Annotated in this window: 21 protein-coding genes; 11 read left to right on the top strand and 10 right to left on the bottom strand. The window is 64.6% G+C overall.

The annotated features are described in order from the left end of the window. Positions 1-12 precede the first annotated feature (12 nt). The 4 genes from D5084_RS13980 to D5084_RS13965 are packed head-to-tail and all read left to right on the top strand — an operon-like array spanning position 13 to position 5,068. Positions 13-1,152, top strand: a complete 1,140-nt coding sequence (locus D5084_RS13980; protein ID WP_128516114.1) for a microcin C ABC transporter permease YejB — start codon at positions 13-15, stop codon at positions 1,150-1,152. After that, positions 1,152-2,261 (top strand): ABC transporter permease, encoded by a 1,110-nt coding sequence (locus D5084_RS13975; protein WP_128516113.1) that lies wholly within the window; start codon positions 1,152-1,154, stop codon positions 2,259-2,261. Before D5084_RS13980 ends, D5084_RS13975 begins: the two co-directional genes overlap by 1 nt. Further along, a complete protein-coding gene (locus D5084_RS13970; protein ID WP_128516112.1) occupies positions 2,258-3,841 on the top strand; it encodes an ABC transporter ATP-binding protein in 1,584 nt (527 codons plus the stop codon). Before D5084_RS13975 ends, D5084_RS13970 begins: the two co-directional genes overlap by 4 nt. Before the next feature lie 3 nt (positions 3,842-3,844). After that, positions 3,845-5,068, top strand: a complete 1,224-nt coding sequence (locus D5084_RS13965; protein WP_128516111.1) for a glycosyltransferase — start codon at positions 3,845-3,847, stop codon at positions 5,066-5,068. Positions 5,069-5,098: 30 nt separating this feature from the next. Here the strand turns inward: D5084_RS13965 and hemN are convergent, their stop codons facing one another. Next, positions 5,099-6,454 carry an oxygen-independent coproporphyrinogen III oxidase gene (gene hemN / locus D5084_RS13960; RefSeq protein WP_128516110.1) on the bottom strand — a complete coding sequence of 452 codons (1,356 nt, stop codon included), beginning with the start codon at positions 6,452-6,454 and terminating at the stop codon, positions 5,099-5,101. A 63-nt stretch (positions 6,455-6,517) separates the two neighbouring features. On the opposite strand from hemN, the gene fnrL reads away from it, so the two are divergent. The 4 genes from fnrL (at position 6,518) to D5084_RS13940 (ending at position 10,373) form a co-directional block, all read left to right on the top strand. Then, positions 6,518-7,255 (top strand): transcriptional regulator FnrL, encoded by a 738-nt coding sequence (gene fnrL, locus D5084_RS13955; RefSeq protein WP_238382658.1) that lies wholly within the window; start codon positions 6,518-6,520, stop codon positions 7,253-7,255. Positions 7,256-7,539: 284 nt separating this feature from the next. Then, positions 7,540-8,319 (top strand): hypothetical protein, encoded by a 780-nt coding sequence (locus tag D5084_RS13950; RefSeq protein WP_128516109.1) that lies wholly within the window; start codon positions 7,540-7,542, stop codon positions 8,317-8,319. Further along, positions 8,316-9,581, top strand: coding sequence for a glycosyltransferase family 2 protein (locus D5084_RS13945; RefSeq protein WP_128516108.1), 1,266 nt, complete (start codon positions 8,316-8,318; stop codon positions 9,579-9,581). Before D5084_RS13950 ends, D5084_RS13945 begins: the two co-directional genes overlap by 4 nt. Positions 9,582-9,593: 12 nt before the next feature. Beyond that, on the top strand, positions 9,594-10,373 hold the full coding sequence (locus D5084_RS13940) for a hypothetical protein (RefSeq protein ID WP_128516107.1): 780 nt from the start codon (positions 9,594-9,596) through the stop codon (positions 10,371-10,373). A gap of 190 nt (positions 10,374-10,563) precedes the next feature. Here D5084_RS13940 and D5084_RS13935 read toward each other — a convergent pair whose 3' ends face one another. The 7 genes from D5084_RS13935 to hspQ all read right to left on the bottom strand — a co-directional run bounded on the left by D5084_RS13935 (position 10,564) and on the right by hspQ (position 15,845). Continuing rightward, positions 10,564-11,232, bottom strand: a complete 669-nt coding sequence (locus D5084_RS13935) for an RluA family pseudouridine synthase (protein WP_238382657.1) — start codon at positions 11,230-11,232, stop codon at positions 10,564-10,566. Then, a complete protein-coding gene (locus tag D5084_RS13930; RefSeq protein WP_128516105.1) occupies positions 11,225-12,115 on the bottom strand; it encodes a homocysteine S-methyltransferase family protein in 891 nt (296 codons plus the stop codon). The genes D5084_RS13935 and D5084_RS13930 overlap by 8 nt, the downstream gene beginning before the upstream one ends. Positions 12,116-12,222: 107 nt before the next feature. After that, positions 12,223-12,687 (bottom strand): GAF domain-containing protein, encoded by a 465-nt coding sequence (locus D5084_RS13925; protein ID WP_238382656.1) that lies wholly within the window; start codon positions 12,685-12,687, stop codon positions 12,223-12,225. Continuing rightward, on the bottom strand, positions 12,677-14,299 hold the full coding sequence (locus D5084_RS13920) for a gamma-glutamyltransferase family protein (RefSeq protein ID WP_128516104.1): 1,623 nt from the start codon (positions 14,297-14,299) through the stop codon (positions 12,677-12,679). The genes D5084_RS13925 and D5084_RS13920 overlap by 11 nt, the downstream gene beginning before the upstream one ends. Before the next feature lie 321 nt (positions 14,300-14,620). After that, positions 14,621-15,121, bottom strand: coding sequence for an ATP-binding protein (locus tag D5084_RS13915; RefSeq protein ID WP_128516103.1), 501 nt, complete (start codon positions 15,119-15,121; stop codon positions 14,621-14,623). Continuing rightward, positions 15,114-15,455, bottom strand: coding sequence for an STAS domain-containing protein (locus tag D5084_RS13910; protein WP_128516102.1), 342 nt, complete (start codon positions 15,453-15,455; stop codon positions 15,114-15,116). Before D5084_RS13910 ends, D5084_RS13915 begins: the two co-directional genes overlap by 8 nt. A gap of 63 nt (positions 15,456-15,518) precedes the next feature. Next, positions 15,519-15,845 carry a heat shock protein HspQ gene (gene hspQ / locus D5084_RS13905; protein ID WP_128516101.1) on the bottom strand — a complete coding sequence of 109 codons (327 nt, stop codon included), beginning with the start codon at positions 15,843-15,845 and terminating at the stop codon, positions 15,519-15,521. A 215-nt stretch (positions 15,846-16,060) separates the two neighbouring features. Between hspQ and D5084_RS13900 the strand changes: the two genes are divergently transcribed. Further along, positions 16,061-16,642, top strand: a complete 582-nt coding sequence (locus tag D5084_RS13900) for a transglycosylase SLT domain-containing protein (RefSeq protein WP_128516100.1) — start codon at positions 16,061-16,063, stop codon at positions 16,640-16,642. A 16-nt stretch (positions 16,643-16,658) separates the two neighbouring features. On the opposite strand, the gene D5084_RS13895 is transcribed toward D5084_RS13900, so the two are convergent. Beyond that, on the bottom strand, positions 16,659-17,267 hold the full coding sequence (locus D5084_RS13895) for a LolA family protein (RefSeq protein ID WP_435532678.1): 609 nt from the start codon (positions 17,265-17,267) through the stop codon (positions 16,659-16,661). A 244-nt stretch (positions 17,268-17,511) separates the two neighbouring features. On the opposite strand from D5084_RS13895, the gene D5084_RS13890 reads away from it, so the two are divergent. Next, positions 17,512-18,816, top strand: coding sequence for a D-amino acid dehydrogenase (locus D5084_RS13890; protein ID WP_128516098.1), 1,305 nt, complete (start codon positions 17,512-17,514; stop codon positions 18,814-18,816). Between the two features lie 117 nt (positions 18,817-18,933). Continuing rightward, positions 18,934-19,788: a hypothetical protein gene (locus D5084_RS13885; protein WP_128516097.1), complete on the top strand. Its 855-nt coding sequence runs from the start codon at positions 18,934-18,936 to the stop codon at positions 19,786-19,788. Positions 19,789-19,954: 166 nt separating this feature from the next. Here D5084_RS13885 and D5084_RS13880 read toward each other — a convergent pair whose 3' ends face one another. After that, on the bottom strand, positions 19,955-21,415 hold the full coding sequence (locus tag D5084_RS13880) for a serine/threonine-protein kinase (RefSeq protein WP_128516096.1): 1,461 nt from the start codon (positions 21,413-21,415) through the stop codon (positions 19,955-19,957). Positions 21,416-21,613 lie beyond the last annotated feature (198 nt).

Below are 21,613 nucleotides of genomic sequence, written 5' to 3'. Positions count from 1 at the left end.
CGGGCAGGGATTTTGGGCGCCTACATCCTCCGCCGGTTGCTGCTGGTGATCCCCACGCTGTTCGGCGTGATGGTCATCAACTTCGCGCTGACCCAGTTCGTCCCCGGCGGGCCGGTTCAGCAGGTCATCGCGCGGCTGGAGGGCGAGGGCGATTCCATCCAGAATCTTGGCGGCAGCGAGGGGGGCGGGGTTCAGGAGGACGACGGCTATGTCGGCGCCCGTGGCCTGCCGCCCGAGTTCATCGCCAAGCTGGAAGTCCAGTTCGGCTTTGCCCGGATCGTCTGCGATGAGGGCTATACCGGCAAGCCGTCGGTCACCGCACCGGAATGCCGGAAAGAGCAGATCCCGGCGGTCGAGCGGTTTTTCATCATGATGGGCAACTATCTGACCCTCGACTTCGGTGAGAGCTATTTCCGGTCGATCTCGGTCGTCGATCTGGTCATCGAGAAGATGCCGGTGTCGATCACGCTGGGGCTCTGGTCCACGCTGATCGCCTATCTGGTGTCGATCCCGCTGGGCATCCGCAAGGCGGTTCACGACGGGTCGAGCTTTGACACCTGGACAAGCGGCATCATCATCGCGGCCTATGCGATCCCCGGGTTCCTGTTCGCGATCCTGCTGATGGTGGTATTTGCGGGGGGAAGCTATTACCAGTGGTTCCCGCTGCGCGGGCTGACCAGCGACAACTGGGCCGAGCTGTCACTGTGGGGGAAGATCGTCGACTACCTCTGGCACATCACCCTGCCGGTGACGGCGCAGCTGATCTCGTCCTTTGCCGTCCTGACTCTGCTGACAAAGAACAGCTTTCTGGACGAGATCAAGAAGCAGTACGTCCTGACCGCGCGGGCAAAGGGCCTTTCGGAAAGCCGCGTGCTCTACGGCCATGTGTTCCGCAACGCGATGCTGATCGTGATCGCCGGGTTTCCGGGGTTGTTTCTGGCGGTGTTCTTCGGGTCGAGCCTGCTGATCGAGGTGATCTTCTCGCTGGACGGGCTGGGCCAGCTTGGTTTCCGCTCGGCGGTGGAGCGTGACTATCCGGTGATCTTCGGCACGCTGTTCGCCTTCGGGCTGATCGGCCTGGTCGTCGGTATCCTTTCCGACCTCATGTATGTCTTCGTCGATCCCCGCATCGACTTCGAAAGGCGCGGATGATGGCGCTTTCGGCCCTAAATCAGCGGCGCTGGCGGAACTTCAAGGCGAACCGGCGGGCTTATTGGTCGCTGTGGATCTTTCTGGTCCTTTACGGCATCTCGCTGTTTGCGGAACTGATCGCCAATGACCGGCCGATCCTGGTGCAGTATCAGGGCAGCTATTACACCCCGGTCTTCAAGTTCTACCCCGAGGTGGCCTTCGGGGGCGACCTGCGCACCGAGGCAGACTACACCACGCCCGAAGTGCAATGCCTGATCGTGTCGGGCGGGTCGCAGGACTGCTGGGACGACCCCGAGGGCATCAAGGCCGAGGTCAACGCCTCGGGCACGGCCTCGGGACAGCCGGTGCAGAAAGGCTGGATGCTCTGGCCGCTGATCCCCTTCAGCTACAACACCATCGTCGATACCGGAGGGGTCGCGCCGGGCAAGCCCTCGGCGATGAACTGGCTGGGGACCGACGACACCAGCCGCGACGTGCTGGCGCGGATCATCTACGGCTTCCGGCTGTCGGTCACCTTCGCGCTGATCGTGACGCTGCTCAGCTCGGTCATCGGCATCGCGGCGGGCGCGGTGCAGGGCTATTTCGGCGGTCTGACCGACCTTCTCTTCCAGCGCTTCATCGAGCTGTGGTCCTCGGTTCCCACGCTTTACGTGATCATCATCCTGACCGCAGTCTGGTCGAAAAGCTTCTGGCTTCTGGTGTTTCTCATGGTGCTGTTCGGCTGGACCGGGCTTGTCGGTGTCGTCCGGGCCGAGTTCCTGCGGGCGCGGAACTTCGAATATGTCCGCGCCGCCAGGGCGCTGGGCGTGGCCGATTGGCAGATCATGTTCCGCCACGTTCTGCCCAATGCCATGGTTGCGACGCTGACGCTGCTGCCCTTTGCCGTCACCGGGGCGATCGGGACGCTGGCAAGCCTGGATTACCTCGGCTTCGGCCTGCCCGCGGATCTGCCCTCGCTGGGCCAGTTGACCCGGCAGGCGCAGCAGAACCTCCAGGCCCCGCATCTGGCCTTCATCGCCTTCTTCACCTTCGCGATCATGCTGTCGCTTCTGGTCTTCATCTTCGAGGGCGTCCGCGATGCCTTCGACCCGCGGAAGACCTTCAGATGAGCGTGCTTGAGGTCAGGGACCTGAGTGTCACCTTCCGCCAGGAGGGGCGCCGGATCGAGGCGGTGCGGGGCGTGTCGTTTACCGTCGACAAGGGCGAGACGGTGGCGCTGGTCGGGGAAAGCGGCTCGGGCAAGTCGGTCACGGCGCTGTCCACGGTGGGCCTGTTGTCCGACAATGCCGAAGTTGCGGGATCGGTCACCTACAACGGCACGCAGATGGTCGGCGCCAGCGAACGCGAGTTGCGCAAGGTGCGGGGCAACGACATCAGCTTCATCTTCCAGGAGCCGATGACGAGCCTGAACCCCTTGCACACCATCGAAAAGCAGCTGGCCGAAAGCCTTGCCCTGCACCAGGGCCTGTCCGGCGACAAGGCCCGCGCCCGGATCGTCGAGTTGCTGGGCAAGGTCGGCATCCGCGACGCGGAAAGCCGCCTTGGTGCCTATCCGCACCAGCTGTCGGGCGGGCAGCGGCAGCGGGTGATGATCGCGATGGCCTTGGCCAACGGGCCGGAGCTTCTGGTGGCCGACGAGCCCACCACGGCGCTGGACGTGACGATCCAGGCGCAGATCCTTGACCTTCTGGCCGACCTGAAACGGGCCGAGGGGCTGAGCCTTCTGTTCATCACCCATGACCTGGGCATCGTCCGCCGCATCGCCGACCGGGTTTGCGTGATGCAGGGCGGCGAGATCGTCGAACAGGGCAGCACGGCCGAGATCTTCGCCAATCCGCAGCATCCCTACACGCAAAAGCTGCTGGCCGCCGAGCAGAAGGGCGGCCCGCCTCCGGTGCCGGCAGGGGCCGCCGAGGTGGTGCGGACCGATGCGCTGCGCATCTGGTTCCCGATCCAGAAGGGCCTTCTGCGCAAGACCGTGGGCCATGTGAAGGCAGTGAACGACGCGACCCTGTCAGTCCGCGCGGGCGAGACGTTGGGGATCGTCGGCGAAAGCGGTTCGGGCAAGACCACGCTGGCTCTGGCGATCCTGCGGCTGATTCCTTCGACCGGGACAGTCACCTTCCTGGGCCGCGACCTGCAAAGCCTGGGCCGCGCCGAGTTGCGCAGTCTGCGTCGCGAGATGCAGGTGGTGTTCCAGGACCCCTACGGAAGCCTCTCTCCCCGGATGACGGTGGAGGAGATCATTGCCGAGGGTCTGGGTGTCCACGGCGTCGATCCCGGCCACAACCGCACCGAGATGGTCGCGGGGATCATGGCCGAGGTCGGTCTCGACCCGGCCACGATGCAGCGCTACCCGCACGAATTCAGCGGTGGCCAGCGCCAGCGCATCGCCATTGCCCGGGCAATGATCCTGCGGCCGAAACTGGTGGTGCTGGACGAACCGACCAGTGCCCTGGACATGACGGTTCAGGTCCAGATCGCCGATCTCCTGCGCGAGTTGCAGCGGAAATGGGGCCTCGCCTACATCTTCATCAGCCACGACTTGCGGGTGATCCGAGCCATGGCACACAAGGTCATGGTGATGCAGTCGGGCGATGTGGTCGAATCCGGCGACTGCGAAGCCGTGTTTACCAATCCGAAAACCCCCTATACCAAAGCCCTGATGGCCGCCGCCTTCGGAGCCTGATGCTTGAAGCTGCTTTTCGTCCACCAGAACTTTCCGGCCCAGTTCCTGCACCTGGCGCCCGAGATGCAGCGCCGCGGGCACGATGTGCGGGCACTCACCGACGCGACCAACGACAAGACCACGGACATCCCCACCCTGCGTTACAGCTACAAACCGCAGGAGGTGGACCCCAAGGCCACGCGGCTGGGCCGCAACTTCACGGTGATGAGCGACCGGGGCGTCGTGGTGGCCCGCTTTGCGCGGAAACTGCGCCAGGAAGGCTATGTGCCGGACGTGATCTACGGCCATTCGGGCTGGGGCGAGACGCTGTTTCTGAAAGAGGTCTGGCCCGAGGCGAAACTTCTGGTCTTTGCCGAGTTCTACTATCGGGGTCTGGGAGCAGATACCGGCTTTGACCCCGAGTTTCAGGCTCGGGGCTTTGATCAGGTGATGATCGCCCAGTCCCGCTCTGCCTACATGGCGCAGGCCCTGGTCCACTCCGATGGCGGGGTCTGCCCGACCGAGTGGCAGGCCGGCACGCACCCCCCGGCGCTGCGCAGACTGCTTGAGGTGATCTTCGACGGGGTCGATTGCGACCGGCTTGCCCCGAACCCTCTGGCCAGCTTCGTGCTGCCGAACGGCCGGATCCTGCGGCGGGGGGACGAGGTTCTGACCTTCGTCAACCGCAACCTGGAGCCCTATCGCGGCTATCATGTCTTCATGCGCGCCTTGCCGGATGTTCTGGCGGCCAGGCCCGAAGCGCAGGTCGTGATCGTGGGAGGCAACGAGGTCAGCTATGGACAGGCGCCCCGGGAAGGCGGGTCGTGGAAGGACGTCATCCTGAACGAGGTGAGGGATCGGCTGGACCTGTCGCGCGTCCATTTCACCGGGCGGCTGCCCTATGATCGTCTGGTCGACCTGATGCATGTGGCCCGCGTCCACGCCTATCTGACCTATCCCTTCGTGTTGTCCTGGTCGATGGTCGAGGCCCTGGCCGCCGGGACGCTGGTCGTGGGTTCGGACACCCCGCCGGTAGCGGAAATGATAACGGACGGCGTCAACGGACGTCTGGTCCCGTTCTTCGATGTCTCGGCCTGGTCCGCAGCGCTGACCGACGCGCTGGCGCGACCCGAGGCCCATGACGGGATGAGAGAAGCCGCCCGGCGGATGGCGCGCGCGAAGTATGACCTGCGGTCGGTCTGCCTGCCCAGACAGGTGGACCTCCTGACCCGGCTTGCACGAAGCTGAGCGGCGCAGATCGCTGGCCGAAGCGGCGTGCTACACCGCCGACGAGTGCTTGGCCTTGGAATGGTCGTAGGCATCGAAGGCGCGCGCGATCATCCGCGTCAGGGGGCGGGCGCGGTCGGGGATGCGCAGGCCATCCTCGGTCACCCGGACCATGTCGCCGAACTCGGCCACGGCGGCCTGGAACAGGGTTTCGATCCGGTCGGGGCTGACGTCGAACCGCTGCAAAAGCTCGCTGCGCGACACCCGGAAGTCGCACATCAGCGCCTCGATGATCCTGGCGCGCAGCAGGTCCTCGCCCCGGAAGACATGGCCCTTGTGGGTCGAGAAGGAACCGGCGCGGATGGCCTTGGTATGCTCTGCCGTGCCCGAGGCATTCTGCGCAAAGCCTTGCGGGAACCGGCTGATCGACGAGGCGCCCAGCCCGATCAGGACGGGGGCGGGATCGTCGGTGTAGCCCTGGAAATTCCGGCGCAGGGTGCCGGTCTGAAGTGCGCGCGCCATGCCGTCTTCGGGGCGGGCGAAATGGTCGATGCCAACCTCGACATAGCCATCCCAAAGGAACAGCTGCCGCGCGGTTTCGAACAGGGACAGCCGTTCCTCCGGGGTTGGCATCGCGTCCGACGGGATCATCTGCTGGCGTCTGCTCATCCACGGGACATGGGCGTAGCCGTACAGCGCGACTCGGTCGGGCGAGAGGGTCAGAAGCTTCTGCACCGAATCGGCGATACGCGGTCCGGTCTGGAACGGGAGGCCATACAGGATGTCGGCGTTCAGGCTGGCGACGCCGCGGTCGCGGATCCGGGACGCCACGTCGCGGGTCAGTTCATAGCCCTGTTCCCGCCCGATGGCCTTCTGGATCAACGGATCGAAATCCTGCACACCGATCGAGGCCCGATTCATTCCGGCAGCGGCAAGCGCGTCAAGCCGGGAATCGTCGATTTCGTTCGGGTCGATCTCGACCGAAAACTCGCCTCCGGCTGCCATCGGGGCCACCGAAAAGACCGTATCGGACAGGTCGCGGATAAGATCGCCCGACAGAAGCGTCGGCGTGCCACCGCCCCAATGCAACCGGCTGAGCGAAACGCCCCGTGGCAAGTGGGCGCGCAAAAGCGCAAGCTCGGCTTTCAGGGTTTCCACATAGGCGCGCACCGGCTCGTCCGAGGTGGTGCCTTGCGTGCGACAGGCGCAGAACCAGCACAGGCGGCGGCAGAAGGGGACGTGGATATACAGCGAGATTTCGCTATTGTCCGGGATCGCCTCGATCCAGTTGACGAATGTGCCTGGTCCCACCTCTGGCCCGAAATGAGGCGCCGTCGGGTAGGACGTGTACCGCGGTACACGAGCGTCGAACAGACCGAGGCGGGCGAGTTGCGGGTCGTGGCTCATCCGACTATGCTAGAAGCGCGAGGGAGAGGGCTCCTTGATGCAGATCAACGTAAGGCGGCCAGAGTGATTGAGCATTCCATCCACGTTCAATGCGGAGAGTGCCCGATTCGCCACCGCGCGGTCTGCGCGCGCTGCGAGTCCGATGAGCTGGCCCGGCTGGAGCAGATCAAGTACTACCGCAGCTTTCAGGCCGGTCAGACCATCATCTGGTCGGGGGACCGTATGGAATTCGTCGGTTCCGTGGTCAGCGGGATCGCCACGCTGACGCAGACGATGGAGGACGGGCGGCGCCAGATGGTGGGTCTTCTGCTGCCGTCGGATTTCGTCGGTCGTCCGGGGCGGTCCACGGCGGCTTTCGACGTGACGGCGACAACCGACCTTGTCATGTGCTGCTTTCGCAAGAAGCCCTTCGAAGAGATGATGGCGACGACCCCGCATGTGGCCCAGCGATTGCTTGAGATGACGCTGGACGAACTGGACGCGGCGCGGGAATGGATGCTGCTGCTTGGGCGCAAGACTGCACGCGAGAAGATTGCCTCGCTGATCTCGATCATCGCGCGCCGCGATGCGGCCTTGCACCTGCGCCGGTCCTCGGGGGCGCTGACGGTCGATTTGCCGCTGACCCGCGAGGAAATGGCCGACTATCTGGGACTGACCCTGGAAACCGTCAGCCGCCAGATCAGCGCGCTGAAGCGCGACGGCGTCATCAGCCTGGAAGGCAACCGGCACGTCACGATCCCCGATTTCGACCGCCTTCTGGAAGAGGCCGGCGATGACAGCGATGGCGGCCTGCTGGTCTGAACGACCGATGAGCACACGCCCAAGGTGAATGCTGCCAGGCAAAGGACGCTTTCCTGCCGGGATGCCTTGCTGGTTTTGACGGCCCTTTAACCCATTGGCCCCAGTCTCTTTTCAAGCGGCAAAAGCGTCAAGGATTTCCAACGCTTGCCTTAGTTGGGCGACTTGGTGCAGGAAAGCCATATGTGCCCCATGGCAGCAGTCGCCTTGCGCGATATGGCTTTCTCGCGAAACGCGAATGGGCTATCGGTTGGCGGCAACAGATACGCTTCCGTCGGGAGAAGAAGATGAGCACATCCATCAGGCAAGCCCTTCTGGTTGGCGCATTGCTGCCCATCGGATTTGCCGCCAGCGCCCAGGACAAGGGATTTGTCCAGCTGACCTACGGCACGATCGATGTGACCAACGGCTATTCCGACCGCGACTACATCGGGCTGAATTCGCGCTTTGTCATGAGCTCGGGCACCGCGATCCTGCTGGATATCAGCGCACAGGACCGCGAAGAGAACGTGACCTCGGTCGGTATCGGCGCAGAAGTCTCTGCCGGTCCGGGCCGCCTGCGCTTTTCGATCGAACATTCCAACTCGGATCTCGGCGCAGCGCCGGACTGGAAATATGCGTTGGGCTATCGCTACAACTCGGGTCCCAGCACGATCCTCGACTTCGAGATCAGCCGGGTGAAATACGAAGGCGACATCAGCGCGACCAGTCTGCGTGGCGAGGTGGTCAGGTATTTCCCTGAAATGTCCAATGGATCCTACATCGTGGCCCAGCTTCGTGCGGCGGTGACCGAGCCCAGCGGGGCAGCTGACACCGGCTATGACGTCGCAGCTGTGGCGACGCTGATCACGAAAGGGGGGCTGAACATCGGGGCGGAAATCGGTTTTGGCCAGATCTCCTACGACCTTACCCCGCTTGCGCCGGTGAACAACGATTACACCGCGTTCAAGCCCTTCCTGTCCTATCGGCTCTCGGACAACGCCGAGGTCATCCTGCGGGGTGAATTCGTCAACACCGATCTGTACGATCTGACTGGCGCATCCATCGGCATCAAATTCGGCCTATGACGGCAGCGGCAATCGTCTTTCTGGTTGCCTGGAACGTCACGACGACCTTTCTTGCCTTGCTGGTTCTGCTCCGTCAGGTGGCAGTGACCCTGCTGTTCCATTTCGGACGGCGCGGGGCCGAGTCTCGGCCGGTTCCCGACGCAGAGCTGCCAAGGGTGACGGTGATCGTTCCGGCCCACAACGAAGAGCGGGTGATCCGTGGTTGCCTCGACTGCCTGACGCGGATGGACTACCCGGCTGACAGATACGAAATCATCGTGATCGACGACCGATCGCGGGATGGGACAGGGGCCATCGCGGATGACTTTGCCGCCCGCCACCCCTGTGTCCGGGTCATCCACCGGCCCCAAGATGCCGCGCCGGGCAAACCGGCGGCGCTTCTGGATGCGATCAACAGCTCGACGTCCGAAGTCCTGGTCTTCTTCGACGCCGATTACCTTCCTCCTCCGCACATCATCCGGCGCCTGGTCGCGCCCTTCGCCGATCCGCTGGTGGGCGCGACAATGGGTCGGGTCGTGCCGTACAACGCCAACGCCAACATGCTGACCAAACTTCTGGATCTGGAGCGGCGCGGAGGCTATGTCGTCGACCAGGAGGTGCGGCACCGGATGTCGCTCTTGCCGCAGTTCGGCGGTACGACGGGTGCGGTGCGGCGGTCCGCGCTGGAGGCTGTGGGCGGCTGGAACACCGTCTCGCTGGCCGAGGACACCGACCTGACCTATCGCCTGTTCATCGCGGGCATGAAGGTGGCCTATGTGGCGGATGCCGAATGCTATGAGGAAAGCCCCGAGACCTGGCAGGTCCGCTATCGCCAGGTCAAGCGCTGGGCGATCGGACACAACGACTGCCTTGGCCGCTATTTCCTTGCGACGCTGGGGGCGACGCGCCAGCCCCTGATGGCCCGGCTTGACGCGGCTTTGGTGCTGCTGGTCTACACGGTGCCCAGCCTGGTGCTGTTGAACCTGGTCATCGCCCTGGCGATGCCCGCGCAGCTGGGCGAGACCTGGGCGAGCCTGTCGATCATGACAATGTCACTGACCCTGTTTACCGGCATCGGCAATTTCGCGCCCTTCTACCAGATCGCGGCAGGATGCGTTTCCGATGGACAGCGTCGGGCCTTTTCTGCGGTGCCCTTCCTGTTCGTGTCGTCCTTTACCAGCCTGTTGGCCTGTAACGTCGGAGTCCTGCAACTGTTGAAGGACAAGCTGCTTGGCATCACCACGCAATGGGACAAGACCCAGCGGTTTCGTAGCAGTTCTTGAGGGGCGGCACCGGTGCTGAACATCCTGATCGCCGTTGTCGTCTACGAATGTCTTGTGGCGCTGGCTTTCATCCTGTGCTGGCGCCTGGTGCGCGATGTGGACACGCGCCTGCCGATCCTGACCACAGATGGACACGACATGCGTCATAGGTCAGGCACTTTGGCGGCGGGTTCGCAGGTGCCTGACCGACCAGGGGCTCTGTGGCAGGTCCTCGCCCTGCTTCTGGGTGCCGTGGCGCTGGGGGGCGTCGCCTTGTCGCTGTCGGGGACGTTGGCCGACCTGAGCAACGCGCTTTCTGCCGCCGATACGGTTGCGCCGGACGGGCGGATCGACCCGACCCTGCTGAAACTGGCTCTTCCGGTCGGCCAGCTGGCGATTCTGCTGGCCCTGTTCCCGCGCTTCCGCAACGCGGTGCAATTTCCGGCGATCATCGTGCACCTGTTCCTGATCGTCTTCTGCCTGCTGGTCACGCTGCTTGATCCGGTCCGGATCGAGACCGGCAAGCCGACCCTCGCGCCGATCTTTGCGACCAACCTGGTGCTGCTGGTCCTGACCCACGGGCTCCTGACGCTCTTGTTCTGCCGCAACTGGCGCGAGCTTGTCGGCTCGGTCCTGCTGGCTGCCCTTGCGGGCGGCATTCTGGCCCTGGGAAGCATGGCCATTGCGCTGATCTCGTCCCTGTTGGGCGGGCCGCTGTTCTTTTTCCAGCTTTATCTCGTCTCGGCCTTTGGGATCTTCGGGCTGTATTTCTGCGTCACGGGGATCCTTCTGGCGCTTTGGGACAGGAACTAGGGGCGGCAGAGGTCAGCCAGACCGCGCAAAGCTGGATGCCTTCGACAATGCCCAGAGCCAGACATGAAGGCGCGGCGGCTGACAGCGACCCGATCTGACCCGGAAAGATCAGCATCAGGATGGCCGCGACACGGGTTTCGCACGCAGTCTGCGGCAGTCAAGCATCAAACCTGTGACGGAAGGTCAAAGCTCAGAAAGGGGTGGGCGCAGAGAATGTCACCCGTTGCCCGGTCGCGGGATGGTGCAGCGACAGGGTCTCGGCGTGCAGCATCAGGCGGGAATGGTCGGACAGGGTTTCCGGGGCATAGATCTGGTCGCCAAGGATCGGGTGGCCCAGCGACAGCATGTGAACGCGAAGCTGGTGGCTGCGCCCGGTATGCGGGGTCAGGCGGACGCGGGTTTCGCGGTCCGTCCGATCTATCACCTGCCAGTCGGTGACGGCCGGGCGACCGTGGACGGGATCGACCTTCTGCCGTGGCCGATAGTCCCAGTCGCTGCCCAGTGGCAGGTCTACAGTGCCGCTGTCCGGCTCCAGACGGCCCATCAGCCGGGCGACATAGGTCTTCAGCGCGCGGCGCTGTTCGAATTCCTGCCCCAGAAAACCCTGCGCCTGCTTCGTGCGGGCAAAGATGATGACCCCGGAGGTGTCGCAATCCAGCCGGTGCACCGTCAGCGCATCCCAGCGGGCCGCTTGCAGGCGGGAGATCAGGCAATCCTGCCGGTTCGCCAGCTTGCCGGGGACAGTCAGAAGGCCCGCTGGCTTGTTCACGACAAGGATCGCTGCGTCCTCGTGCAGGATGTCAAGCGGCACATCCGGCGGGTCGTAGGCGAAATCCGGGATCAGCGAGGGCTTATGCAATCCTGTGGCCTTCAGCAAGGAGGCGGTCATGCAGATGACGGATATGGGCTGGGCCGACTTCGCAACAGCCCCCGATCAACGTCGCACCCTGCGTGACCCAGTGCAGCGCAAAGTCGGTATAACGCTCGGGTGTAAGGTCATGACGGGCGCAGTATTCCGCGGCGCTGGTGCCGTGAGTGTGCGGCGTGATTTCGGAAAACCCGTTGGCATAGGCGCCGAAAGGGAGGCCGAGGGGCCTCAGGGCCTCCAGTGCCGCCGACATCGCCTCGGGCATCGAGCAGTTGGCAAGGACGGCATCGGCGGGAGTTTCGGCGAGCACCTCGGCGAGCGCCGCGACAGGCTCGCCAGAGCGAAGTCTGCTACCGTCGCGGTCCTGGACCGAGACCGACAGCCAGACCGGGCGGTCGGTGGTTCGGGCGCCGCGCAGGGCGCCTCGGGCAAGGTCCAGCGAGGAGATCGTCTCGATCAGGATCACGTCGACATGAGGCGCCATGATCCGGGCCTTTTCGGCATAGAGTGCCGCCGAAACCTCGACCGGCGGGGTCAGGTCGGGGCGGTAGCTTTCGCCCAGCGGGCCCATCGACCCGGCGATCAGCCCCCGGCCTGCGGTAGCGCGGGCCTCATGCGCCTCGGCCAGGGCCCGGAGATGGAGCGCATGGTAGAGCGCGTCGAGCCCATGCGGGACAAGGCGATCATGCAGGATGTTGTAGGTGTTGGTCGTGGCCAGGCTGGCCCCGGCGGCGAAGTAGTCTTCGTGAATCGCGCGGACCAGACCGGGGTGGTCGATCATCACCCGCGTCGCCCAGAGGGGGCCGGGATCGCTGCCCGCGCGGGCAATGAGTTCCTGGCCCATGCCACCGTCGAGAAGGGTGATTTCGGTCATCATCTGTCCTGTCGTTGCGCCTCGGGCCGGCCCCGGAGGGTTTCACACCCTCCGGACCTCCCGTGGAGTATTTGAGAAAAGAGCAAGCACAATTCCAGTCGAATTGGTCAGATCGCGTCGCGGAAGACTTCCGAGAGAAGGGGGACAAGCCAGTCTTCGTCGGCCTTCGTGAAAGCGGCGGGAGTGTTGCTGTCAAGGTCGAGGACGCCGAGCAGCTTTCCCTTGCCGTTCCAGACCGGGAGGACCAGTTCGGATCTCGTCGCGGATGAGCAGGCGATGTGACCGGGGAAAGCGTCCACGTCGGGGACGTTCTGGACCTGGCCGGTGCGGGCGGCGGCGCCGCAGACGCCACGGGAGAACGGGATCACCAGGCAGCCATGGCCACCCTGATACGGGCCGATCTTCAGGAGTTCCGGGGCAGTGACGCGGTAGAAGCCGGTCCAGTCGGCGAAGGGATGCGCGTGGTGGATCTCGCAGACGACAGTGGCCATCAGCGCCACGGTGTCGGTTTCGCCATGGGTCAGCGACCGGATGGCGGCGGTGATGGCGGAGCGGTCGATGTCAGTAGCCAAGGGCGCACCCGTCCTTTCTGGGGTCCGAGGCGCCGACCAGCACGTCGCCGTCGATGCGGATCGCCTGCGCTCCGCCAAGGGGTGTGTCGGGGATGGTCACATGGTGGCCCATCGCGGCCAGGTCGGCGCGGACCCGGTCGGAGTAGCCGCGTTCGACCTCCATCCCGTCGGGTCCCGAAAAACAGCGCGGGGCGTCGATCGCGGCCTGAAGGTCCATGCCGTAATCGACGAGGTTGCTGACGAACCGCGCATGACCGCAGGGCTGATAGGCCCCGCCCATCACGCCGAAGGGCATGAGGACGCGACCGTTCTGCCGGATCATTCCGGGAATGATCGTGTGCATCGGGCGCTTGCCCGGCCCGGCCTCGTTCGGGTGGCCCTCGGTCAGGGTAAAGCCGGCGCCCCGGTTCTGGAAGTTGATGCCGAACTTCGACGAGGCGAAGCCGGAGCCGAAGCCCCAGAAGACCGAGTAGATCAGCGACACCGCCATCCGGTCGCGGTCGACCACGGTGATGTAGATCGTGTCGCGATGCACCGCCTCGGTCAGGGGCGCGGCGGCTGGCATGGCGCGGTTGGGGTCGATCAGGGCGGCCAGTTTCGCAGCCGTTTCGGGCGCGAGCATGTGGTCCAGCCGGGTCGTGTGGTCCGGGTCGGCGATGAAGCGGTTGCGGGCATCGTAGGCGAGCTTTGTCGCCTCGGCTTCGATATGGGCGCGTTGGGCGCCGAACGGGTCCATCGCGGCAAGGTCGAAGTGCCGGAGGATGTTCAGAAGCAGGATGGCGGTGGCACCCTGGCCGTTGGGCGGGTGTTCGACCAGGTCAATCCCCTGGTAGGGGCCCGAGACCGGGACAGTGTAGTCGCAGGCGGTGGCGGCAAGGTCGTCCAGACTGTGTGTCCCGCCCAGGGCGCGCAGCGAGGCGATCATGTCCGCGGCCACCTCGCCCTCGTAGAATCCGGCCCGGCCTTCCCGCGCGATGCGGCGCAGGACTTCGGCCTGTCCGGGTGCGCGGAAGATCTGCCCGACGGTCGGGGCCTTGCCGCCGAAGGAGTAGAAGTCGCGCGCAGCACCCTGCAGGCAGGGCAGGTCTTCGGCCCAGTCGAACGCCACCCGCGGCGCGACGGGGATGCCTTCCTCGGCATAGCGGATGGCCGGGGCCAGCACTTCGGCGAGCGACTTCAGCCCATAGTCGGTGTTGAGGCGACAGAAGGCATCGATCGCTCCGGGCAGGGTGACGGCTTCGATCCCCCGGATCGGCACCGCCGTCAGACCGCGCGCCCGCAGGTCGGCGGCGTTCAGGCCCTTCGGAGCGCGCCCCGAGCCGTTCAGCGCGATGATCTCTTCCGAGCCGGGCGGCTTTATCAGGGCAAAGCAGTCGCCACCGATCCCGGTCATCTGTGGCTCTGCAATACCAAGCACGACCGCCCCGGCAATTGCCGCGTCGACGGCATTGCCGCCGGATTTCAGGATTTCGATGGCGACCTGGGCCGCAATCGGATGCGATGTCGCGCAGAGGCCGTTCGCGGCATAGACAGCAGAGCGGCCGGGCAAGTGAAGATCGCGCGACCCGCCGCCCGGTGCAGTGTGAACGGCCCCGATATCCGAACGCCCCATCTCCACGCCTTTCCTTGCCTTCAACTTGTTGCGGTGAACGACCGGATGGTGTCCGGCTGATCCAGCAACTGCCGTGCAAGCTACGGCCGGCAAGGCGGGAAGCCAAGGGGCAAGAACCCCTGGCGCCCGGTGAGAGGTGGACGTTGGTTCGGGCGCCAGGGTGCGGCTTTTGCCGCTGGTCGGGTTTGCCCCGGGACCGCGCCGCAAGCGTCACGCCATCGTGATCGCACTGTGGCAAATGCGCAGAATTGAAACTTATCGACCCGTGTCCGGCACCGCATGGCCCACCGATCTGCCGAAGGCGGCCCGGCAAGCGAGACGTCAGCCGGACCCGAAACCGGAACTGCGGTCGTGCGGGGAAAGGGTGCCCAAGCTCTCCCCTGTGGCGACAAGGGCGAAGGAAAGCCGGTTCTTGCCATCGACGCGGGCATAGGTCAGGTCCATGCTCAGCGACCGGATCAGATGCCAGCCGAACCCACCCTCCGGCAGGTCGTCGAGGGCGAGGTCGGGCCCGCCGGGAAGCCGGCCTGTTGGCATTTGACCCCCGGGCATCGGACGACCTTCATCAACGACAAGGCACCGCAAGAGGCCATGTTCCTTCATGAGCCGGACTTCTACCCTGCCCCCGGTTCCGCCATAGGCATGCTCGGCCACGTTGTTCAGCACCTCGGCAAGAACAACCTCGGCCAGGCCGCGATCCGTGCCAGCAAGGTCAGAGAGCGGCGGAGACGACAGCAGCCGTTTCAGCGCCCCCCGGACGGAGACCGGATCGGCCTGAATCGTCAGGCTGAGCCCGGGCGTTCGAGGATCCTGGTCAGGCACTTGCAGCTTGGGCAACGGCGACCTCAAGCGAGGGGTGAATCGTGAAGACACTGTCCATCCGGGTCAGGCGAAACACCTTTTCGACAGTCGGCGTAAGACCGGACAGTTCCAGCACCCGATCCGGCCCCAGAAGCTTTTTCACCGCCACAATGGCCCCAAGCCCGGAGGAGTCGAGAAACTGGACCCGCGCCATGTCCAGTACCACACGGGCCGGGCCGTCGCGGGTGACGTCACGCATCTTTTCCTTGAACTGGATGGCCGTTGCGGCGTCGATCCGGTCTTCCATCACCACGACCGAAATCACCTTGGGTCTTGTCTGAGTCTGCAGTTGCATGGCGCATTCCCTTTCTTGCCGTTGCAGCAAGATACGGGGCAAAGCATGAACAACTGGTAAGCGTCAGTTGAGCTGGAAGGTCAACGGATAGCGCCCGTCCTCGAAATCGCCGAACAGGTCGCCAAGATCGGGGTGATCGACAGGCTCGCCGGTTTCGTCGGGCACAAGGTTCTGCTCGGACACATAGGCCACATAGTAGCTTTGGCCGTTTTCGGCGAGCAGGTGATAGAACGGCTGGTCCTTCGAGGGGCGGCTGTCTTCGGGGATGTTGTCGTACCATTCCTCGGTGTTGGAAAACATCGCGTCCACGTCGAAGACGACACCACGAAAGGGGTGCTTTCGATGACGAAGCACCTGACCGATATGGTACTTGGCGTGCGTGGTCTGCATCGACGTCAGTCCCCCGGAATTTCTTTACGCCCTTGCGCACATACTGTCCACTTTGCCGCGCCGTCGGCAGGGAAACAGTCTGTGGGCGATGCCCCGACAGTCTGCTAACCTCCCGTCTCCTCGCGCGTTTCTGATGTGCTCGCCGGGCCTTCCCCATTTCATCCCGGCAGCGAATAGTCTAAACTCGCAGCAAAAGAAAAGTGCACGAGGGGCAAATGAGCAGGTTTCTCCGTGCGTCGCTGGTGGTCCTTTGCCTTGCCTCTTGCGGGGGAGGTGGCAACTACTCGGCGCCGAGGCAGTTGGACGATGCATGCGCGATCCTGCGCGAGCGCCCGCAATACCGGCGGGCGATGGAGCGGACCGAGCGCCGCTGGGGCATCCCGATCCACGTCCAGATGGCCACGATCTACCAGGAGTCGAAATTCGTCGGCAATGCGCGGACGCCGCACACCTTTGCGCTGGGCGTGATCCCGATGGGGCGGCAAAGCACGGCCTACGGCTACAGCCAGGCGCTGAATTCAACCTGGGAGGAGTACCAGAACAGCGCCGGAAACCGTCGGGCCAGGCGCGACGACATCGGGGACGCGACCGATTTCATGGGCTGGTACATGGACGAATCCGCCCGCACACTGGGGATTTCCAGGGACAACGCCGAGGCGCAGTATCTTGCCTATCACGAGGGCCGCACCGGATACGCCAACCAGTCCTACCTGAACAAGCCCTGGCTGGTCGAAGTGGCCGCACGGGTGGGATCGCGGTCGGCGATGTATCGCGATCAACTGGCCTACTGCCGCTAAGTCGCGGTGCAGCGGGTCAGTTGCGGCGCGCCGAGGTTTCGGCGCTGATGTCGAAAAGCCGTGCGCCCAACTGCACGCCCTTCTTCATCTCGCCCAGGATCACGGTCGTCTGCGCTCCAAGGTCGTCCGTGATGACCCATTGCCGCAGCTCTACCGGGTTGGCGGTGAACACCAGTTCGATCGAGCCATACTCGGGGTGCTCGGGGTCCTGCGCCCGAACCCGGGTCGAGGTTCCGTCCTCGGTGTGACCGACGACCATCTTCGCGCGCGCAAGGTCGACGTTCGCGGCCAGGATAAGGTTCAAGGGCGTGCGTTTCAGCGGATACTGCTCGGGCGGCTGGTTCGACTTCGCATCGAAGATCGCGACCTGCTGGCCCCCGGCAATGACCAGGCTGCGGTCCGGCGGCGCGTATTCGAACCGGACGCGACCGGGGCGCTTGATGAAGATCTTCCCGGTCGAGATCGTGCCGTCGGAGTTCACCTGGGTGAAGTCGGCTTCGACCGTGGTCAGGCTGTTCAGGTAGTCAGAGATCGTGCGAAGCGGAATCTTCTCGGCCATGGCCGGAAGCGGAAGCAGGAAGGCGAGCGGGGCCAGAAGGGCAAGACGACGGTTCATTCCCCCCATATAGCTGCTGCAATCGTGGCTTGCACCCCCGGTCGGCGGCGGCTCGCCGGGAATTGCCATGGCCGTGATCGGGTGTGACGACGGTTTCGTGCGCCGGGTCGGGGGGTTGCAACAGAAGATTCGATAAAAAGGCGCATTACCAGAAGGATATTTCACTCATTATCCTTCATTGCGCTGATTTCACCAGAAAATCCCGCAGAGGCCGCGATATCTTCATCCAAACATGGTGGCGACGGAGGCGGGCATGAAGGTCGTGGTTCTTGGCGCAGGTGTGATCGGTGTCACCTCTGCCTGGTATCTGGCGCAAGCCGGGCACGAGGTGACGGTCATCGACCGCCAGCCCGCGCCGGCGCTGGAGACCTCGTTCGCCAACGCGGGCGAGATCAGCCCCGGCTATGCCTCGCCCTGGGCGGCCCCTGGCATTCCGGTGAAGGCGCTGAAGTGGCTGTTCATGGAACATGCGCCCCTGATCGTGCAGCCCAGACCCGACTGGGCCAAGATCAGCTGGATGGCGCGGATGCTGATGAACTGCACCGCCGAGGCCTATGCGGTGAACAAGTCGCGCATGGTCCGGCTGGCGGAATACTCCCGCGATTGCCTGATCCAGCTGCGGGCCGATACCGGGATTTCCTACGATGAACGGACGCAGGGCACGTTGCAGCTGTTCCGCACCGAAAAGCAGGTTGCGGCGGCGGAAAAGGATATCGCCGTCCTGAAAGCGGATGGCGTGCCGTTCGAGGTGCTGGATGCCGATGCCTGCGTTGCCGTCGAACCCGGTCTGGCAGCCGCGCGCAGCAAGATCGCCGGGGGGCTGCGACTGCCGGGTGACGAGACGGGCGACTGCTTCAAGTTCACCCGGAACCTGGCGCGTCTGGCCGAAGCGCAGGGGGTCACCTTCCGCTATGGCGTCAGCATCGACCGGCTTGAGGCCGAGGGCGACCGCATCAGCGCGGTCCATACCTCGCATGGCCGGGTCACGGCAGATGCCTTTGTCGTGGCGCTTGGGTCCTACTCCCCCGGTCTGGTGAAGGAATTCGGGATCAAGCTGCCGGTCTATCCGGTCAAGGGCTATTCGATCACCGTTCCTGTCGTGGACGAAGCCCGCGCGCCGGTGTCGACGGTGATGGACGAAACCTTCAAGATCGCGATCACCCGGCTGGGCGACCGTATCCGGGTCGGCGGCATGGCCGAGATCGCCGGTTTCGACCACAGCCTTTCGCCCAGGCGCCAGGCGACGCTGACCCATTCGGTCGAGGACCTGTTCGGCGGAGCGGGCGACCAAGGCCGGGCCAGCTTCTGGAGCGGCCTGCGTCCGATGACGCCCGACGGGACGCCGATCGTGGGCCGGTCGCCGATTGCGAACCTCTATCTGAACACCGGACACGGCACCCTGGGTTGGACGATGGCGGCAGGGTCGGGCCGTGTGCTGGCGGACATCCTGTCGGGCCGCAAGACCGAGATCGCCACGGCTGACCTTGGATACTCCCGCTACTTGCGCGCAAGACGGTCGGCACAACCCCAGACCGACAAGGCATTGCAACCCGCCTAAGGCGACGCGGACAGTTCAGGGGTCGAAGGCACCCCAGGGCACCAGAAATCGCAAGAATAGCCTGAATCGGCGGCCAAAAAACTGGATCGCCGGGCCTTTTGCCCGCAGACTGCAGCCTTGGGGGGCCATGCCTGGGGGAAGGCGGACGTGGACACGGGGCGGAACGGACTGATCGACTACGGACGGTTTCTGGCCGCGCTCGGTCTTGTCTGGTTCGACACGCAGGCGCCGGGGTTCCGGGTGGCCTATACCGCGCTGCCGTTCTACCTTGTCCTGCTGGCGATGCCGTCGAACTCCGGCGTGCTGGTCCAGGCCAAGCGGCTGTTGCTGCCGTTTCTGACCTGGTCGCTGGTCTTTGCCATGCTGCACACCGCGCTCGCGCTCAAAAGCCAATTGCCCCCGTTCGAGTGGTGGCGCTGGACCATGATCCTGTCCGGCACATGGATCCACCTGTGGCTTCTGCCTTTCGCCTTTCTGGCGGCTCTGGTGTCGCCCTGGCTTCGGCATCCGCTGGCCTCGCTTGGGGCGGCCCTTCTGGTGGCAACGCTGATCGTCCTGAACGGGTACCCTCAGACCGTCCCCTTCGGCCAGTGGGTGTTTGGAACGATCCCCGTCCTGGTCGGGATCGCCTATTTCTCCTGGGGTTGGAGACTTGCAGTCACCACGCTGTTTCTCGGCACGCTGATCCTGTTTCTTGGCCAGCCCTCGCCGGACAACATCACGATCCTTGTCGGCACCGGGCTTGCGCTTCTCTTCCTGTCGAACCACATGCCCGCCACGCCGCTTTCGGACTGGTGCGCGCGGGTGTCGCTCTTGCTGTATCTGTCGCATCCTCTGGTCATCATCGTCGGACAATCGCTGCGGATCACCTACATCGAGCTTGCGCTGTTTTCGCTGGTCGGCAGCGTCCTTCTGGCGCAGGTCATCGACACCGTCATTCAGGCGTCCAGGAAGGGCCAGCTGGACTACTGAGCGCCCCTCCGCTCGCCGGGCGGCCTGATTGTCATGCCAAGGAACCCCGGCGCCGATCCCCTCGGCAGAGGCCAGCCCTGTCCCCTCCGACAACGCCCAGACCTGATGCCGCAGACCAGCCGTCACCCCGCGCAAGGCGCAGGGCCGATGGCGAAGGCCCCGGGGGTCAGAGCCGGATCGACTGCGCCACCCGACGCAACTGGATGCGCGCCAGCCCCAGGTTCGCGGCTTCCCGCTCCAGCGTGACGCAGACCAGATAGCGCGGGTCGCCGTCCAGGGGGCGCAGAAGATGAAACCGCTGCCCCAGGGCGATCTGGATGTCCTCGACGTCCTGATGCGCGCCAAGCTCTGCCACCGCTTGCAGATTGGCCCGCGCAATCGCCAGCGTCGAGCGGATGGTCGCCTCGACATCGCCCGTCCCGACCTCGCGCGCCAGAACCTGGCCTGAAAGACTGTCCACCAGGCACCCGCCGCTGAACCCGCTGATCCGCCGCAGCCCGGACAGATCGACCGCCGCTACCCGGGTTGTCGGTCGCCGGGGTCGCAACAGAGGTTGCGGGGCAGGAGGTGCCGCGACCGGCCTTGTCACCGCGATCGGCTGACCCTCGGCCAGCGCCATCGCCTTGACCTGGGTCTTTGCCGCACCCTCGACCGGCGCAGGCACCACCCGCCGCACCAGCACGACCTTGCGATCCGCCCGGCTTTCGGCCTGCGGCAGCGCCTTCAACCAGTCGCCCGCCGTCTGGAACCGCGCGGCAGGCATCACGGCCATCGCCCGGTCGATCGTCTCGAGGAACCCCGCCGGATAGCCCACGACCGATCCCGCCAGGGGTTTGCACGGGTCGGGCCGCTTTTCCGCCATCGCCGCCAGCCGGCTCTGGCAGTTCGGCGGTGCCACGCCCGCAATCGCATGATACAGCGACGCCGCCAGCGCGTAGATGTCGCTCCACCGCCCGCTGTTGCCGCCCACCGTATACAGCTCGTGCGGCGAGTAGCCGTCCTTCACCACGCTGAGGCCCGAGTATTTCTCGACCGCCCCCGCCGCCGTCCGCCGCGCAGCACCAAAGTCGATGAGGATCGGCTCGCCCGCAGGCGTGACAAAGATGTTGTCCGGCGAGATGTCGCAATGCAGCAGCTGATTGTCGTGGATATAGCCCACCGCCGAGATCAGCTTGCCCGTCATGCGCACGATCATGTCCGGCGTCAGCTCGGTGCGGTTTTCCTCGATGATTTCCAGCAGGTCATGGCCGCGGATATAGTCCATCGCCATATAGGCGGTGTCGTTCTCCTCGAAGACCTGATGGACGCCGACGATGTTGGGATGCTTCAACCTGGCCAGGCTTCGCGCCTCGTTCAAAAAACTCTTGACGATCTTCCCCATATGGTCGCGCGTGCCCGAGGATCTTGCCCGGACCCGGGTCTGCGACCGGCGGCAGAAGGTCGACGAAAAGCACTCCTTGACCACCACATCCCGACCCAGACTGTCGGTCGCAAGATAGGTGATCCCGAAGCCGCCCGAATTGATGAAGCGGGTAATCCGGTAGGTGCCATGGAAAAGCGTCGTGCCCGGCAGCAGCTCGTCTCCGAATTCTGTCTGGGCCAGCGTTTCAGACGTATCGAATGCCATGATGTTTCAACAAGCCCCCTTCCCCACAAGAAGCTTGACGTGACCCTCGGGAGCGAAGCGGTTTCCCCGGCGAAGATCAGGCCGTTTATACAACTTCAGGTTGTGGTGCGATTCGGGCGGGATTGAGGCGAATTGATGTCTGAAATGCCACAAATACCTCAACCCCGGCGGGTTTTGCCGGGGTTGGCGTAGGGTCCG

The organism is Tabrizicola thermarum, from assembly GCF_003574395.1.
Classification (GTDB): Bacteria; Pseudomonadota; Alphaproteobacteria; order Rhodobacterales; family Rhodobacteraceae; genus Tabrizicola; species Tabrizicola thermarum.
The sequence above is the reverse complement of the archived record's forward strand: the minus strand, read 5'-3'. Positions and strand labels throughout refer to the sequence as shown.